Origin of the sequence: Marinobacterium arenosum (assembly GCF_019795155.1) — a bacterium.
Taxonomy (GTDB): Bacteria; Pseudomonadota; Gammaproteobacteria; order Pseudomonadales; family Balneatricaceae; genus Marinobacterium_C; species Marinobacterium_C arenosum.
In genome coordinates this window covers 1-14,815 of record NZ_JAILYN010000076.1, presented here as the reverse complement: position 1 = coordinate 14,815, position 14,815 = coordinate 1, and the positions used below count along the sequence as shown (strand labels likewise).

Sequence of the window (14,815 nt, the reverse complement as noted above, 5' to 3'; positions counted from 1 at the left end):
ATATGGTCCAGTTCGACTTTTCCCCTGAAATCTTCGAAAAGAAAAAATCCGGAATCCTGCCTAAGGATTCCGGATTTTCTTTCGCAGAATCAGCGGCTCAATGAGCTTAACTGATCGGCATTACGCTACCGCGGGCTTTTTTGTTTTCTAATGTTTTTCACAGCCTGCCGCAGACTAATGCTGGGCAGATCAGGATGTTCGACGCTTCAGTTCATGGTCCCGATAATGCGGATCCAGCCAGCAACGCGGCAGGGTTTCGCCGGAGGGAAACACCAGGCTGCGCTTTTCGAACCGCTCAGGATCCTGCGCCTCCTCGCCGTAATGACTACGGCCGGTCAGTTCGGTTTGATAGGGATCGAACAGGTCGCTCAGCGCGATCACCTCAACCAGATGACCACTGGCAGATTCTTTCAGATACATGACGTACTCCGCTTGTTCAGTTCGATACCGTTATTCAAGGCATAGGTCAGCCCAGGCCGATACGCCACTCGCCATGTCACCAACCCAACGCTCAAACCGCTGCCCGGCGCGACGGCTCGGCCGCCTGTTCCGGATCCGGCTCGGCATCCGGGTCGCCATAACGGATACACTTGAGACCCTGCCATTTCTTGGCGTTGTACATCGCCTGGTCGGCATGGTCCATCAGCTGCTGGGCGGTCTCACCGTCCTCCGGCGCCAGCGCCAGGCCGATGCTGAGCGACAGATCCAGTTCTATATCCCCCGGCAGATTCACCCGCCGGGCCATCGCCTCGGCGATGCGCTGCGCCGCCTCCTGAACCCGGTCCGGTTTCTCCACGTTGCGCAGCAGCACGACAAATTCGTCGCCCCCCAATCGAGCCACCGTGTCTTCCTCCCGGACCGTGCTCTTGAGCCGTGCAGCCACCTCTTTCAGCAGGTCGTCACCGGTACCATGGCCATAGGTGTCATTGATCGGTTTGAAGTTGTCGAGGTCGATAAACATCAATGCTGCCGCGACCCCGTCACGCTGTTGAGCGGCCAGTGCGTGCTCCAGCCGATCGAGGAACAGATAGCGGTTCGGTAAACCGGTCAGGTTGTCATACAACGCCTTACGCGACAGGCGACGGGCACGCTCCTTCAATAGCGTGATGTTCTCCGCCACCATCACGTACTGTATACCGCTGCCGGTATCGACCGGTGTCACGGTGACCTGCAGCCAGCGTACGCTTTTATCACTGTTCGCGAGCTTCAATTCACCACGCCAGCTGCGGCCGGCCTGAATGGTGCGCAAACAGCGCGTACGCTGCTCCGAATCAACGAAGCATTCGCCCAGGTTGGGCAGGGTCATGCCGGTGCATTCCAGCCGGCTTCGCTTGACGAAGCGGGCGAACGCCGGGTTTACATATTCGACCCGCAGATCCTGGTCGAGCACCACAGTGGCCGTAGAGCTGTGATAAACCGCCGCAGACAACCGCTTCAACAGGCGCTCGTCGGCGTAACGTTCGGTCAGATCGGCAAAGCAGCTGATAATGATGCTGCGGCCATCCTGCTCGACCAGGGTACTCTGATGGACCAGTTCGGCACTGTCGCCCTGCAGGGTGGACACCCGAAACTGACCACTGATAAACGGGCTACGCCCCTGGTCCAGCTCGGTCAGTTGCTCACTGAGCCGGCGACGATCCCGGGGCTCGCACCGTTCCAGCCACCAGTCACAGAAATCCATCCCCTCTTTCAGCGATTCCGGCAACCAGTGCATCAGCTCCGCCAGGCGGGGATCGACGGTCAGCAACGTACCATCCTGCGCCCATTCCACTACCGCCAGGTCATTGGCCTCCAGTACCGCCTGCAGCCGTCGCTCCACCCTCGTCTGGCGTGCCTGGTGGCGCAGTTCAGCAGTCATATCCCGACACCAGATCAGCAGCACCGTGCGACTGCGGTAATAGATTGGCAGAGCACTGAGCTCGACCGGCACCTCCCCCCCCAATTGATGCTCGAAGGCGGTCTGCAGCCGGTCACACCCCTGCTGCTGACAATCCTTCAGCCAACTCTCCAACGCTTCCCGCTGCTCGATATCGTTGATCAGCAGGTCGGTTAACGCGCGTCCCAGCACTTGGTCACGATTCTTGCGGCCCAACAACTCCACCGCCGCCTCGTTGGTCTCGATGATCCGTTGCTGCCAATACAGAAATACCGGATGGGACGACTGCTGATAGAGCCGTTTTATCGCCAAGATTTCCTGCTCATGCTGCAGCCGGCTCTTGGCAAAGCGCTGCTGATCGTTCTCCAGTAGGACAATCCGGCTCTGCTGGTGCTGCCAGGCATGCATCAAACGGTTTAAACCGAACAGACCACAGAGCGCAACCAGCAATCCCAGGGTGGGATACAGTGGTTCGAAGAGGCCGGCTGCCACATTCTCCTCAAACAGCACCTGCAGACGCAGCTCGGGATAGATAACGACAAACAGCAGGGTAAAGGTAAAAAAAACCGCCACCAGCCAGCGAACACCGCTCGGCAGCCCCCCTGACGCATTTTTTCTGACTACCCGTATCATCAGTACGAATACCAGAATCACCTGAGCCAGAAATAGAAACGTCAGTGTTAATTCCATGGCGGTGCCACCAATGTTTGGTCATTGTTTCAGCGTAGCCGAAGCGCCCTGGATCGCCAGCAATAAACGCCCCCCTTCAATGACATAAAGGTTCCCGAAAACGCTCCCAAGAGACCCGAAAGGTGACTCAATCGCTACAAAATGGCACCGCCATTGCCCTGTCATCAGCAACTGGCTAAGGTGGGCTATGACCACCATCAGCAGCTTCCCCTGTATCGCCGACCAGCGCGCCCGGATACTGATCCTCGGCTCCATGCCCGGTGAGCGCTCACTGCAGGCAGAACAGTATTACGCCCATCCGCGCAACGCCTTCTGGCCGATTGTCGAAGCACTGCTGCAGCTACCGGCCGACAGCAGCTATCAGCAACGTATCGAGGCACTGCGACAACACGGCATCGCACTCTGGGACGTCCTGGCCAACTGCCGCAGGCAGGGCAGCCTGGACAGCGCCATCGAACCTAACAGCATCGCCTACAACAACCTGACCGGACTGTTGCAAGACTGCCACCGTATCGAGCGGATCTTCTTCAATGGCGGCACCGCCGAAACACTGTTCCGGCGCGGCCTGAGAAACGGCGATATAATCCTGCCAAGACCAATACGATTGCAGCGGCTGCCCTCCACCAGCCCGGCCAATGCCCGCCTGACACCCGCCGACAAGCTGGCCCACTGGCGACAACTGCTGAACTATCGGGCAAAGCCGCTGCCAGATACCGGGCAACCAACAAAGGAGTAACTTAAGATGCAAACAGCCACCTTTGCCGCCGGCTGCTTCTGGGGCGTGGAAGCCCGCTTCGCCGCCGTGCCGGGCGTTATCGAGACCGCCGTCGGTTACATGGGCGGCAGCCTGAACGATCCAAGCTACCAGGAGATCTGCACCGACCGCACCGGCCATGCCGAAGTGGTGCAGCTGACCTTCGATCCGAACCAGGTCGATTACGACAGCCTGCTAAACACCTTCTGGCAGGCCCACGACCCGACTACTCTCAACCGCCAGGGGCCGGATGTGGGCAGCCAATACCGCTCGGCGATCTTTGTCCATGACGACAACCAGCGCGCCCTGGCCGAAGCCAGCAAGGCGGCGATGGATGCCAGCGGCGCATTCAACGCGCCAATCGTGACCGAGATCGTCGATGCCGCCAGCTTCTGGCGGGCGGAAGAGTATCACCAGAAATACCTGGCCAAGCGCGGCATGGGTTCATGCCAGATCTGACCGGAGCAGCATTGCAGCTGGCAAGGATCGAAAGCGACCAGCTGCACCTGCTGAACCGGTTCTACAAGCGGCACGGCCACAAGGGCCGCGCCCGGGCAGAGCACCGCAGCTTTGCGCTTCAGCAGCAAGGGGAGATCATTGCCGCGTTGCGGCTGGAACCCCTGCCCTGGGGCCAGCTGCTACGCGGGTTGTGGGTGGACAAGACGTTAAGGGGCTGTGGCTTGGGCGCCCGATTGTTGCAGCAGCTGCACAGCGAGTTGATCCGCTCGCCCTGCTACTGCCTGCCGTTTGATCCCCAAGCCGGCTTCTACCGGAAACAGGGCTTTATCGATGCCCGGGAACTGGCGCCACCAATATTGTACCGGCAGTGGCAACGCTACCTGCAGCGCGGCGAGCAGCTGCAGCTGATGGTCTACAGCGACTCCATAAAACCCAAGCAGTAAAGACCAAACGTACGCTCGGCAGCGTTACAGTCCCTGGGACTGGCGGATATAGAAATTAGCCTTATTCACCTTATCCAGGCAGCCAGCGTAATCTTCCACCTGTTCCTGCACCTTTGCGCCGGCCAGCAAAGCACTGGCTTTCGACCAGGCCACAGTACCGCTGAAGCCCTTGCTACGCGCCAGGCTGAGCGCATCATAGGCCTGGCTGATCCCGTCCCGACAGGTCAGGTCCAACCGCGTCTGGCTCGGCGCACCAGCACAGCCCACCATCGTAAATGCCAACAATCCCAGCACAATAATCTTGGTCCGGTTCATCTAACTCTTCCTCTTTACGAACTATCGGGCCCGGTTATTCCAGTGGATGGGATAACCGTTCAAAATCCCCTACCATAGTGGTTCGACATCTAATTCATGCCAACTTTACCGCATCGCAGGATACGCAGTGACAGCGCCCAGACAGGATAGTTTAAATACCCGCCGCACCCTGACCGTCAATAATCATTCCTATGACTATTTCAGTCTACGTGCCGCAGCTGAACAGTTGGGCGACCTCAACAGACTACCATTATCGCTGAAAGTCTGGCTGGAAAACCTGTTGCGTCACGAAGATGGCGAAATTGTTACCGTTACAGATATCGCAACACTGGTGAATTGCGGCTTAACTTGCCAGAGCGGCCCCGCCATCCCCTTCCGGCCGGCCCGGCTAATCATGGACGCTACCAATGCGACTATGGCGATGGTCGACCTGGCATCGATGCGCGATACCCTGGCTGCCGCCGGTCTGCCAGCGGAGCGAGTCAATCCATCGATACCTGTCGAGATCCTGGTCGAGCAATCCCGGCTGAACGATCAACAACACCGGCAGTCACCTGATGAATTACTGGCCTGGAGCCAGAATGCCTTTGGCAATATTCGGATAGCATCGCCAGGCATTGAAGGCGCTCTTCAGCGTCCTCTTATGGATCAGGCAGTCGGCATCAGCACCGTCCAGCAAAACGAAATACGCTGCGTCCATCCCGATAACTGCGCAGCAACCAGCCAGCACGGCCCCCTCTGCAGTGCGCTCGGCAGCCTCGGCTGGCAGGTCGGCACTGTCCAGGCAACCACAGCTATGCTCGACCAGCCCCTGTCAGTCGCCATACCGGAAGTGATCGGCGTGGAACTGAGCGGCCGACTGCCAGCCAACTACAACACCGCCGAACTGGCCGAGCTGCTGACCGAACAGCTGCACCACGCCGGCGCAAACGGACAGCTGGTTGAGTTCTTCGGCAACGGCCTCGACCGGCTGCCTCTGGCCGAGCGTTACCGATTGGCCCAGACAGCATTGCAACAGGGCGCACGCAGCGCCTTCTTTCCACTGGATGCCGAGGCGTTGAATGGCCTGCAGCGGGCCGGCCACGACGAACAACAACGGGCGCTGATCGAGCAGTACGCCAAAACCCAGGGGCTCTGGCGCGACGGCAGCCAACCGACGCCGCTGTTCAGTCAGACAATAGAGCTGGATCTTTCGCAGCTGGAACCCACCGCCTCGGCATATACCTCATCGGTCGAAGCGGAGAGCCAAAGACAACTGAGCGATCTTGGGCTGCTCCGGCAGCCGATCAACTCAGAGGCATCCCCGACCTCCCCTTGGCAAGACAACTCGCCCCAGCTTAAGCCCGCCGCGCTGTTCGACGGTATTGCCGCCGGTCAGCCAACGGATGGCCGACCGATTAAAGATGCCCGAATCCTGGCCTTGCTGGACGACTCTACTGGCAACGAGCCGCCGCCCCCCTGCGGTGTTAACAGCGACCACTGCCCATTGATAATTTTCGCCGGCAGCGGGTACGGCTCCGATCAAAACCTGTCCGCCCGGGGTATACGACTGCGCGGCGTCAAGGCGGTGATCGCCGAGTCGTTCGAGGAAGGCCTGCGTGCAGACCTGGCCGCCGCCGGTGTATTGCCGCTGGAGTTCCTGTACGGCGACAGTTGGCAGGCCCTGGAGCTGCAGGGCGACGAGCGGCTGGAGATCGACCTGCCGAAAGACCCGATGCCGCAGCAGGACCTGGTGATGACCATCCAGCGCAGCAACGGCCGTCGCGAACTGGTGGAACTGCTGCTACGGCTGGATAGTGCCGACGAGGTACGCGATTATCTGCACGGCGGCAGTCTGTGCTACCTGCTACGACAACTGATGGAGTGCAGTGATGGCTAAAGCCGTGCCGTCACTGCTGTTCGCCTATGGCACCCTGCAGGTCGAATCGATCATGACAGAAGTGATCGGCCGTCCGCTCTCAACCGGCCAGCCCGCCGTGCTGTCCGGCTATCGTTGCCGCCGGGTGCGCAATGCCGCCTACCCGGCCGTGGTCCGGGATCCGTCCGAGCGAACAGCCGGCATTCTGTACCAGGGCGTCGACGCCGAGGCACTGATTCGGCTGGACGACTACGAAGGTGCGATCTACCAACGCCTGCTATTGGAGGTCGTAACCGACGACGGCAAACAGCACACCGCCTGGGTCTACTGCCTGGTCGACCACAGCCACGGCCTGCTCAGCAATACTCCCTGGAACCTGGAGCGTTTTATCGCCGAAGATCTGCCCGATTACCGGCTGGATTGAGGAGCGCGTTACCAGCCCCCTCCAGCACGAGATCACCCAGCGGCAATCAGCCAATATTTTGAGAAATAATCACCGCAGCAAGCCCGTTTACAGCGCTCACTACGAAAACTGAAATTCATTCAGACACTTGCCCGCTCGAAGCTTTAAGCAATATTCGGCGGTCACCCCAGTCGCGGTCGGAGCCCGCTACTACCGGAACCTTGCTCGAGCCGCGCGGTGCCGGCGTAGACAGGAGTGCCCGGATGGGGATTCCAGTAGCGGTAGTTTATGACTGACGGTGACTCAGCCGGTGGTGCTGGTGCGGGCGACATGAAGACGTACTGCTATCCTAACTTCGATGGGTCCAATCTCTCTATTGGCAGGGATTGACCCAGACCTCCATTGCAGGTCAAATTCGAAGAGTTAGGGAACTTTTTGACAAAGGACATGCAATGGAAATCACGGAAGCCATCATCCACCGCATTGACAAAGACAGCGGTTCGGAAACAGTTCAAGTAGACCTTCGAGAAGACCTTCTGCCAGTAGAGGCTACCTTGAATAAGCTTCTTACCGAAGTCCTTGGGATATATAACCGTGTATCTAATGGCTACGGCACATTTGATGCGAACCAAGTTCTCTATCCATTCTCTGGACAGTTACAGGAATACTATGAGGGAAGTACTGACTTCATACAGCTGTCAGGCATCGCGCTGGACTTGATTGCGGCCAAAATGAGCGGGCAGCTTTTTGCCACAGGAGGCTATGCGTTATTGGTTCGTTATACCAATATGGACCGCGATTGGCTTTTGATTGGCATGCTGAAGATGAGAGAAAGCACCGGCGTTGATCAAGACACCAAAGAACTACTGCGACTGCTCTCTCTGGATGTCGACCACCTACACGAGGCCGCTAGAATTGATATTGCAAAATGGCAGGGAAATGAACACCCGTATCTGTCGTTCGTGAAGAAGCGGTCTGGTAAGGAGGATGTTACAAAGTACTTTCGTGAGGCTTTAGGCTGCACCGACTATACGGATTCCAAGCAGAACACGATGGTGCTGCTTGAAGCTCTCCAAGCCTACACCAATACTAAAATTGCTCCCGACAATGGAGACGATGCCTGGAGCAGGGAGAAAGCACGCGAGGCCCGTCAAAGGACTTTTGAGTATTGCCAAGAAAAAACCCGGAACCGCGAGGAGATCAATCTCGAGGCACTCTCCGGCATCATCAATGATCGTGCCCCAGAAGAGTTCCGCAACTTTGTCCGTGACAGTGGTTATCAACTCAATGATGAGTTTGCCCCTCACCCCGGTACGTATAAAAAGCTTCAGCGTATTACGGGCAAGGCCAGCGGCAATATCAGGGTTGCGTTTGATGTTGATGACTTGGTGCAGAAACGTATATGCCTGAACGGCTCTAATCTGATCATACAGAACGCCAGTCCGGCCCTTGTAGAGCAAATTGAACAGGCTCTGGCAGACGATGATTCCGAATGAGAGCTTGAGGCTAACAGCAGAGCTTTACGGTGAGCTGCAGGGCTGCACAGTAGATGACCGGTGTTTCTATGGCCTACTGCCGGAAGGAAAGGATTTCGGCGCAGTCGAGGCCGATCTTGACCGTTTGGAGCTACTAGAGAGCAGCAATCCTCAAACTCGTCAGCTTGATGTTAGGATGCCGGGTAGGCCGGGGGCGTTTTTTGCGGTTGATTTGGCAGGGCTCATCAAAGCCCACAAGCTGGACTGCCCCCGGCGCTTTTATATCGCTGGGCTGAATTACTATCACGAACGTGACACCGAGAGTGCCACAGAGACTCCTGATCCGATTAGGGGTTATCTGGATACGCTTCAGCTGATTACCGTCTTGAAAGGTTTGGCAGAGCACGAGTATGTTGCATCAGATGGCCAACAGAACCTGGTGTTCTTGAAGGGGCGTAAGGTCACTTTGGTGCTGGATTATGATGCAGACATCCTGAAACCGCTCGAAGGCTTACCGGACTTTAAACAGCACTTTATCGATTCCAAGCAGCACCAGGAGCAGAAGCTGACGATTATCAAAACCGCGTTGATTGAAGTGCTGGAGGCGAAACACAGCAGCTCCACATATCGCCTGTCCAATCTCCTTGAACAGTTTGACGTATTCATTCAGAACGTCACTCAAGGGTATGAGTTATATGTTTCTGAGTTCTCGTTTAAGAAGGTCCGCCACGAGGTAGAAAAAGAAAAACTGGAGTTCATTTTCAAGCTGAACAAGGTGTTTTCCGATATTCAGAACCAGCTGCTGGCCGTGCCGTTAGCCTTGGTGCTTGTTGGTAGTCAGATGGAGCCAGGTGACACGTTTTCAACCAAGAACCTTTTCATGGTTGCAGGCATGCTAGCCTTCACGGTCTTTATGGACCTGCTCATCAGGAATCAGAAGAACACCTTGGATGCCATAGAAGATGAAGTGAACCACCAATGGTATAAGATCGAGCATGAGCACAAAGCGATCGCCAACCGGTTCAGTGATATTTATGACAAGATTAAGACGCGTCTGAAGCACCAAAGATGCCTGGTTCGAATAGTGGATGCTGTCGTCAGCCTGTCATTTATAGGCTCAATTGCCGTATGGGGATCTACAGGGACATTCTTTGATCCGCTCGTGGCCCTGATTGGCCTGTGCTGATCTGGCTACTGGATAAGGATACTTGGGTAGTCGTGTAGACCAGTCGATCTGAGGCTTCAGCCTTAAACGACAGAGTGCAGCGACAGGAGTCGAACCTGCATCAACCCTACCGATGCCAAGCCGGAGCCGCCGCGCGCAATAGCATTATGCGTACATGGCACTGCCTGCAATGATAAGGCGCTGTTTAATGGGTGTACAATACAAAGGCAGTGGGCAACTAGGTTGAGGAAGGCCTCCGAGGGCTATCCAATGACTCAGCCGGTGGGGCTGGTGGCGGAGCGACAGCACCGCTCACTGTGTCAACCAAGCTGAAACGCGTACCGCTAACAATGCGTCGCAGCCTCGCAAACTTTTCGACGCGCTACATAAAGAGTCGAGCCCGACAAGCTTTTTTGCCCGCCAGAAACGACGAAGGCCAGCTAAAAAGCTGGCCTTCTGAAATTGGTAGCGGGGGCTGGATTTGAACCAACGACCTTCGGGTTATGAGCCCGACGAGCTACCAGACTGCTCCACCCCGCATCAACGTGGGCGTATAATACGGTCAGGGTTCAGTCCCGTCAAGCAAAGATTGAAAATAAATCCAAACAATTAATATTTGTTCAATTTTCAACCTAAAACAACATGAATTAATCGAGAGTCCACGGTAAAAGCCTAATAAAAACAGGGTTACAGCCAGCGTCTTACCTTGAAAAACCAATAAATGCCGGCTGTAGTCACCGTCAGGATGACGAGAAAAATCAGGAAGGCCCAGGGGTAGTCACTGCCCGGTATGCCACCGACATTGATCCCCAGCAGGCCGGTCAGGAATCCCAGCGGCAGGAAGATAGCAGCGACCAATGACAGTACGTACATGCGCTGGTTCATCAGATCCGTCGCCCGGTTAATGGTCTCCTCATGCAGCACTGCCGCCCGTTCGCGAGCTTCGTTGAGATCTTCGATATAACGCATCAACCGATCATTACTCTCCCGCAGCCCCATGCGGTCGATATCGTTGAACAGCTCCGCATCCATCTGCTGCAACTCCTCCAGCGCCTCTCGCTGAGGTGAAAGATACCGTTTCAGAGCAATGATCTTGCGACGTAACTGGGACAGCTGATCACGGGCTTGAACAGTGGTACTTTCCAACATCAGCTCTTCCAGCTCGGTGGTCTGCTCCTCGATCTGGTCGATCACGGCACTCATTCGGCCGATCAGCAGTTTGCTCAGCGTCACCATCACCCCACCCGGGGTACGCGGTCCTTTGCCCGCCAACAGACTGGCCCGGATATCGGCGATAGACAGCAGCTGCCGTTTACGGGTGCTGATAATACGGCCCGACTCCAGCCAGAGCCGGATCGCCACCATATCTTCCGGATCCTCGCCCGGATTAAGGTTGACGCCGCGTAGCGCCAGCAGAACACCGCCCGGATAATCATGCGCGCGGGGCCGGGTATCCTCGTCCAGCAGCGCCTGAGCCACCAGCGGATCGATCCCGGCATCACGGACCAGCCAATCGGCCGCCTGCGAATCCGCATAATCGAGGTGAATCCAGAGCACACCCTGCTCCGGCGACACCGCCATCGCCTGCTGCCAATCCAGTTGCTGCGCGGCCCCTTTCCCATCCATCAGCAGTGCATGTATCAGTCCCTGCATTCCTTTCGCCCTCAACCAGAAACGCCTTCAGATAATCCCAGGGGGCACAACCAAGCAAGCGCCGCACACCTCTGCCGAGTATCCACCGCAATTGCGGAAAGGAACAGTCACCTCCAGCATTTTTTATTTGCAATTGAGTACGTTGAAGGGGATTGGGCGGGGTTGTAAACATTGGAGATCAAACACAACGGCCATCGCCGATGAGCCATTGAGATCTATAGAGAACAAAACCCTATGAGGTTTTTGTCTCGCCCCAAAACGACGAAGAGCAGTCCTAAGGCGAAACGCTGTTGGGTTAAGAGGCCAGGACAAACATTTTAGGGGGATTCGGCGCGCGCTTCGGGTATCAGTCAACCAGAAGGCCGCAGTACTGCAAAACCGCCTGCGGCGGTGGCGCACTGAAGTACGCCCTACAACAGAAATTGGTAGCGGGGGCTGGATTTGGATGGGGCCGCCCAGGTCAACGATCTTCCCCGCGGAGCCATAACGAGTCGAGCCCGATAAGCTTTTTCTGCCACATAACGACGAAAGGCAGTCCTAAGACTGCCTTTCTGAATGTGGTAGCGAAGCTGGATATGAAGGCCAATGACCTTCCCGCGGAGCTATAAGAGTCGAGCCCGACGCGTTTTTTAGCCACTCAGAAACGACGAAAGCCTGACTTCTTTCGAAATCAGGCTTTCTAAAATTGGTAGCGGGGGCTGGATTTGAACCAACGACCTTCGGGTTATGAGCCCGACGAGCTACCAGACTGCTCCACCCCGCATCAACGAGGTGCGAATATTATAGACACCCACCAAGGCCGTCAAGCGAAAATCGAAACAATCTGCAAAAAACTGTAAAAAAACCGGCGAGTGATTAAATCACCGGCCGGGCAGCCCGCTTTCGATACTCAGCCGGTACGAAAACGCCCCACCAGGTCATGCAGCTGGCCGGCCATCGTTTGCAAGCGATCCGCTCGGCTTGCCGCACGATCCGTGCCTTCGAGGGTAATCCCCGACAGGTTGTCGATGTCGACGATATCGCTCTCCATCATCTTGACGGTACCCTGCTGTTCGCCGACCGCCGAGGTAATCTGCGCGTGCATCGTCTTCACCTCACTGACCAGATCACGTATCCGGGCCAGCTCCTGGGCGGTGTGATTGGCCATCTCGATCCCCCGGTCGGCCCGTCGCATGGAACCGTTGACCCGGTTTACCGAATCCTCGGCCGCACTGCGCAGCTGCTCGATATTACGCTGGATCTCGACCGTGGCCTCCTGGGTACGGGACGATAGCGTACGCACCTCGTCGGCCACCACGGCGAAGCCGCGGCCCTGCTCCCCCGCCCTGGCCGCCTCGATGGCGGCGTTGAGTGCCAGCAGGCTGGTCTGTTCGGCGATCGCGTTGATCGTCTCCAGTACCGTACTGATCTGCTCGATCTCCCCGTTCAAGCGGGTGATCGAGTCGGCCGAGGCGCGGGTATCCTCGACCAGCAGATCGATCTCCCGGGCGGAGTTGCTTGCATTCTCGGCCGACGAGAGCGTCACCTCATCCGCCCGATTCATCGACTCGAGGGTTTCCTGACTGCTGCGCGCAACCTCGTCGATCGACGCGGAGAACTGGGTCATCGCACTGGCGATACTACGGGTTTTCTCCCGCTGGCTGGACATATTGCCACTGGTGGTACCGGTATCCTGTTGCACCTCGCCGGACAACCGCGTCAGGTCTTCGGCGGTGCGGGCAACCTCGAGCACCACCCCCCGGATATTGGCGACAAACTCGTTAAACGCCTGGGAAAGCTCACCGATTTCGTCACGCCGCCCGGCGCTCTTCAACTGCACACTGAGATCGCCATCGCCCTGGGCGATCTCCTGCAGCGTCTGTACCAGGATTCGCAACGGGTTGATCAGCACCCGGGCGGTCAACAGCCCCGCCAGCACGGCGGCAACCAGGGCAGCCACCACCACCAGCACACTGGTCCGGGTGATCGAGTCCAGTATCAGTTGCTCGTCGGCGAAAGCCTCGGCCGTGCTGATCTCCGACAACAACGCCCAATCCTGCCCCATGACCCTGAGTGGCGTATAGGCGGACAGCACCTCCCGGCCGTAATAGCCGATTGCCTTCAACACCCCACTGTCGCCGGCCAATGCCTGGCGGACGGCTTCGGAATCGATCCGCTGCAACGCAATACTGGTGTGCTGACGACGAATCTCCTCAAGCCGGTCCTGCCAGCCGGTTTCGGCCAGTTGCTCGAAGAACTGCGGGTTGCCCTCCAGCAACAGTCGACTTTCGGAACGCATCCGCTGGTCGGCTCCCACCAGGAACAGCTCACCACTTTGCCCCAGGCCGACCTCAGGCCACTGCTGATCACTGGACAGGATCCGATTGATTCGATCGATCGGCAGCTGGACGATCAGCGTGCCAAGCGGTTTGTCGTCCCTGACCAACGGCGTCGCTATGAATGCTGCCGGCGCACCATAGGACGGCGCATAAGGTTGGATATCGGTCATGAACAGCTCGCCGGGGTTCGCCTGCCGGGCCTGCTGCCAGGCCTGAGCCAAGCCAGATTCGCGATAAGGGCCCGATTGCAGCGAGCTGGCGTAATCCAACTCCTTATTAACCGAGTACACCACCCGCCCCTTGTCGTTCACCAGGAACAGGTCGAAAAAGCCGAACCGCTTCAAGACGCCAAGCAGCTGAGGGTGGTACTGACCGTGGTATCGATCGTAGCGGACGGCGAACTTGCCTCGCTTCTCCGCCTGATCAAGCTGCTGCTTAGCCCCCAACGGATTGGGATTCTGGCTAATATAGCGGGCCTGATAGTGCTTGGCCGACGGATCGAGGGCTGCATACAGGCGTTTAATGGACGACGCCTCAACCGCCGGATCGATCTCCCTGTAACGGTTCAGGAAAGCGCCGCCATAAAAGCTTTCCAGGCTCTTCAGCTCATCATCATGGGGTTGAGCGGAGTCGTCAAAGGCGCGTCCCAGGTCGGTCATCGCGCTGGCGGTTTCCGGACTGAAGGCGATACTGCGGATCACCTGTTCCAGTTCATTGAAGTACTCGAGAATCTGCTCCTTCTTCATCTCACGGGTGGCGACCAGGGAGTCGGTCACCTTGGAGTGGAGCGCATCGTAGACCTGGGTGTTGGTTGTATAGCCGATCAGGGTAACGGCACAGATCAGTGGGATAATGCCAATACCGATCAAGTAGACGAGCAGGCGGGATTTTATTGTCATTTTTCGATCCTTTATCCAAATTCCCGGATCTTATGGATCCGCTGGAGATCGTTCCGCTAGCAAGCTCAGAGAATTAAAAGCAAATCAGACGCCAAACAAGCACAATATCTCTGCCCTGAATCAATTTCCAAGCTTAAAACACTTTCGAAAATACTATGATTATTCGACGAGGTCGAGCCCTGCAGGAAAGCAGCGAGACAGGCAGCAACTTCACTGCAGCGCAGCATTTTCGGGGCATGCACAGAACAGGTCGGCAGGAAAGGAGCAAACGAAATCAAACAGGTTTAAAAAACCCGTCAATCAGAAATGACGACGCTTTTTCAGTAAGAGAATTCCCCTAGAAGCTTAACTAGGAATAAAGATAAACTTCAGAAAATACGGGAACCTGAATTCAGATAATAAGTGCAACACTCATGGTTGAAAGGCGGGAGGTGGCCAACTGCTGACAGTGATACGCTTCAGCTCGCCAAAGTAGAAGAAGTACCACCATGAGTTATCAGCAGTTGA

General features: G+C 56.8%; 12 protein-coding genes and 2 tRNA genes. 7 read left to right on the top strand and 7 right to left on the bottom strand.

Features of this window, described 5'->3' with window-relative positions; genetic code table 11:
• Window positions 1-189: 189 nt before the first annotated feature.
• Complete coding sequence (locus tag K6T12_RS20355) at window positions 190-420, bottom strand: acetyltransferase (RefSeq protein ID WP_222224805.1); 231 nt, start codon at window positions 418-420, stop codon at window positions 190-192.
• Between the two features lie 91 nt (window positions 421-511).
• Window positions 512-2,566 carry a sensor domain-containing protein gene (locus K6T12_RS20350; RefSeq protein ID WP_222224804.1) on the bottom strand — a complete coding sequence of 685 codons (2,055 nt, stop codon included), beginning with the start codon at window positions 2,564-2,566 and terminating at the stop codon, window positions 512-514.
• Between the two features lie 187 nt (window positions 2,567-2,753).
• Here K6T12_RS20350 and K6T12_RS20345 point away from each other — a divergent pair, with 187 nt between their 5' ends.
• Genes K6T12_RS20345 through K6T12_RS20335 form a run of 3 tightly spaced genes read left to right on the top strand, consistent with a single transcriptional unit; the run spans window position 2,754 to window position 4,222 of the window.
• Complete coding sequence (locus K6T12_RS20345) at window positions 2,754-3,302, top strand: DNA-deoxyinosine glycosylase (RefSeq protein ID WP_222224803.1); 549 nt, start codon at window positions 2,754-2,756, stop codon at window positions 3,300-3,302.
• Between the two features lie 6 nt (window positions 3,303-3,308).
• Window positions 3,309-3,779 carry a peptide-methionine (S)-S-oxide reductase MsrA gene (msrA, locus tag K6T12_RS20340; protein WP_222224802.1) on the top strand — a complete coding sequence of 157 codons (471 nt, stop codon included), beginning with the start codon at window positions 3,309-3,311 and terminating at the stop codon, window positions 3,777-3,779.
• A complete protein-coding gene (locus tag K6T12_RS20335; RefSeq protein ID WP_222224801.1) occupies window positions 3,767-4,222 on the top strand; it encodes a GNAT family N-acetyltransferase in 456 nt (151 codons plus the stop codon). Before msrA ends, K6T12_RS20335 begins: the two co-directional genes overlap by 13 nt.
• A gap of 24 nt (window positions 4,223-4,246) precedes the next feature.
• On the opposite strand, the gene K6T12_RS20330 is transcribed toward K6T12_RS20335, so the two are convergent.
• Entirely contained in the window at window positions 4,247-4,537 is a 291-nt protein-coding gene (locus K6T12_RS20330; RefSeq protein WP_222224800.1) for a hypothetical protein, read from the bottom strand.
• 127 nt (window positions 4,538-4,664) lie between these two features.
• On the opposite strand from K6T12_RS20330, the gene K6T12_RS20325 reads away from it, so the two are divergent.
• The 4 genes from K6T12_RS20325 to K6T12_RS20310 all read left to right on the top strand — a co-directional run bounded on the left by K6T12_RS20325 (window position 4,665) and on the right by K6T12_RS20310 (window position 9,459).
• Entirely contained in the window at window positions 4,665-6,416 is a 1,752-nt protein-coding gene (locus K6T12_RS20325; RefSeq protein ID WP_222224799.1) for an aconitase family protein, read from the top strand.
• On the top strand, window positions 6,409-6,819 hold the full coding sequence (locus K6T12_RS20320) for a gamma-glutamylcyclotransferase family protein (protein WP_222224798.1): 411 nt from the start codon (window positions 6,409-6,411) through the stop codon (window positions 6,817-6,819). The genes K6T12_RS20325 and K6T12_RS20320 overlap by 8 nt, the downstream gene beginning before the upstream one ends.
• Window positions 6,820-7,250: 431 nt before the next feature.
• Window positions 7,251-8,294, top strand: a complete 1,044-nt coding sequence (locus K6T12_RS20315; protein ID WP_222224797.1) for a nucleoid-associated protein — start codon at window positions 7,251-7,253, stop codon at window positions 8,292-8,294.
• A complete protein-coding gene (locus K6T12_RS20310; protein WP_222224796.1) occupies window positions 8,281-9,459 on the top strand; it encodes a hypothetical protein in 1,179 nt (392 codons plus the stop codon). The genes K6T12_RS20315 and K6T12_RS20310 overlap by 14 nt, the downstream gene beginning before the upstream one ends.
• Window positions 9,460-9,901: 442 nt before the next feature.
• Here K6T12_RS20310 and K6T12_RS20305 read toward each other — a convergent pair.
• The 4 genes from K6T12_RS20305 to K6T12_RS20290 form a co-directional block, all read right to left on the bottom strand.
• Window positions 9,902-9,978: transfer RNA gene (locus K6T12_RS20305), tRNA-Met, on the bottom strand.
• Window positions 9,979-10,125: 147 nt separating this feature from the next.
• Window positions 10,126-11,091 (bottom strand): zinc transporter ZntB, encoded by a 966-nt coding sequence (locus K6T12_RS20300; protein ID WP_222224795.1) that lies wholly within the window; start codon window positions 11,089-11,091, stop codon window positions 10,126-10,128.
• Window positions 11,092-11,777: 686 nt separating this feature from the next.
• Window positions 11,778-11,854: transfer RNA gene (locus K6T12_RS20295), tRNA-Met, on the bottom strand.
• 126 nt (window positions 11,855-11,980) lie between these two features.
• The gene (locus K6T12_RS20290) at window positions 11,981-14,308 is read right to left on the bottom strand and encodes a methyl-accepting chemotaxis protein (protein WP_222224794.1); all 2,328 of its coding nucleotides are present in this window, start codon (window positions 14,306-14,308) and stop codon (window positions 11,981-11,983) included.
• Window positions 14,309-14,815: the final 507 nt, after the last annotated feature.

Excerpts from the sequence above, each read along its gene's own strand:
- K6T12_RS20355 (WP_222224805.1), bottom strand. The coding sequence starts at position 420 with ATGTATCTGAAAGAATCTGCCAGTGGTCATCTGGTTGAGGTGATCGCG.
- K6T12_RS20350 (WP_222224804.1), bottom strand. The coding sequence starts at position 2,566 with ATGGAATTAACACTGACGTTTCTATTTCTGGCTCAGGTGATTCTGGTA.
- K6T12_RS20345 (WP_222224803.1), top strand. The coding sequence starts at position 2,754 with ATGACCACCATCAGCAGCTTCCCCTGTATCGCCGACCAGCGCGCCCGG.
- msrA (WP_222224802.1), top strand. The coding sequence starts at position 3,309 with ATGCAAACAGCCACCTTTGCCGCCGGCTGCTTCTGGGGCGTGGAAGCC.
- K6T12_RS20335 (WP_222224801.1), top strand. The coding sequence starts at position 3,767 with ATGCCAGATCTGACCGGAGCAGCATTGCAGCTGGCAAGGATCGAAAGC.
- K6T12_RS20330 (WP_222224800.1), bottom strand. The coding sequence starts at position 4,537 with ATGAACCGGACCAAGATTATTGTGCTGGGATTGTTGGCATTTACGATG.
- K6T12_RS20320 (WP_222224798.1), top strand. The coding sequence starts at position 6,409 with ATGGCTAAAGCCGTGCCGTCACTGCTGTTCGCCTATGGCACCCTGCAG.
- K6T12_RS20315 (WP_222224797.1), top strand. The coding sequence starts at position 7,251 with ATGGAAATCACGGAAGCCATCATCCACCGCATTGACAAAGACAGCGGT.
- K6T12_RS20310 (WP_222224796.1), top strand. The coding sequence starts at position 8,281 with ATGATTCCGAATGAGAGCTTGAGGCTAACAGCAGAGCTTTACGGTGAG.
- K6T12_RS20300 (WP_222224795.1), bottom strand. The coding sequence starts at position 11,091 with ATGCAGGGACTGATACATGCACTGCTGATGGATGGGAAAGGGGCCGCG.
- K6T12_RS20290 (WP_222224794.1), bottom strand. The coding sequence starts at position 14,308 with ATGACAATAAAATCCCGCCTGCTCGTCTACTTGATCGGTATTGGCATT.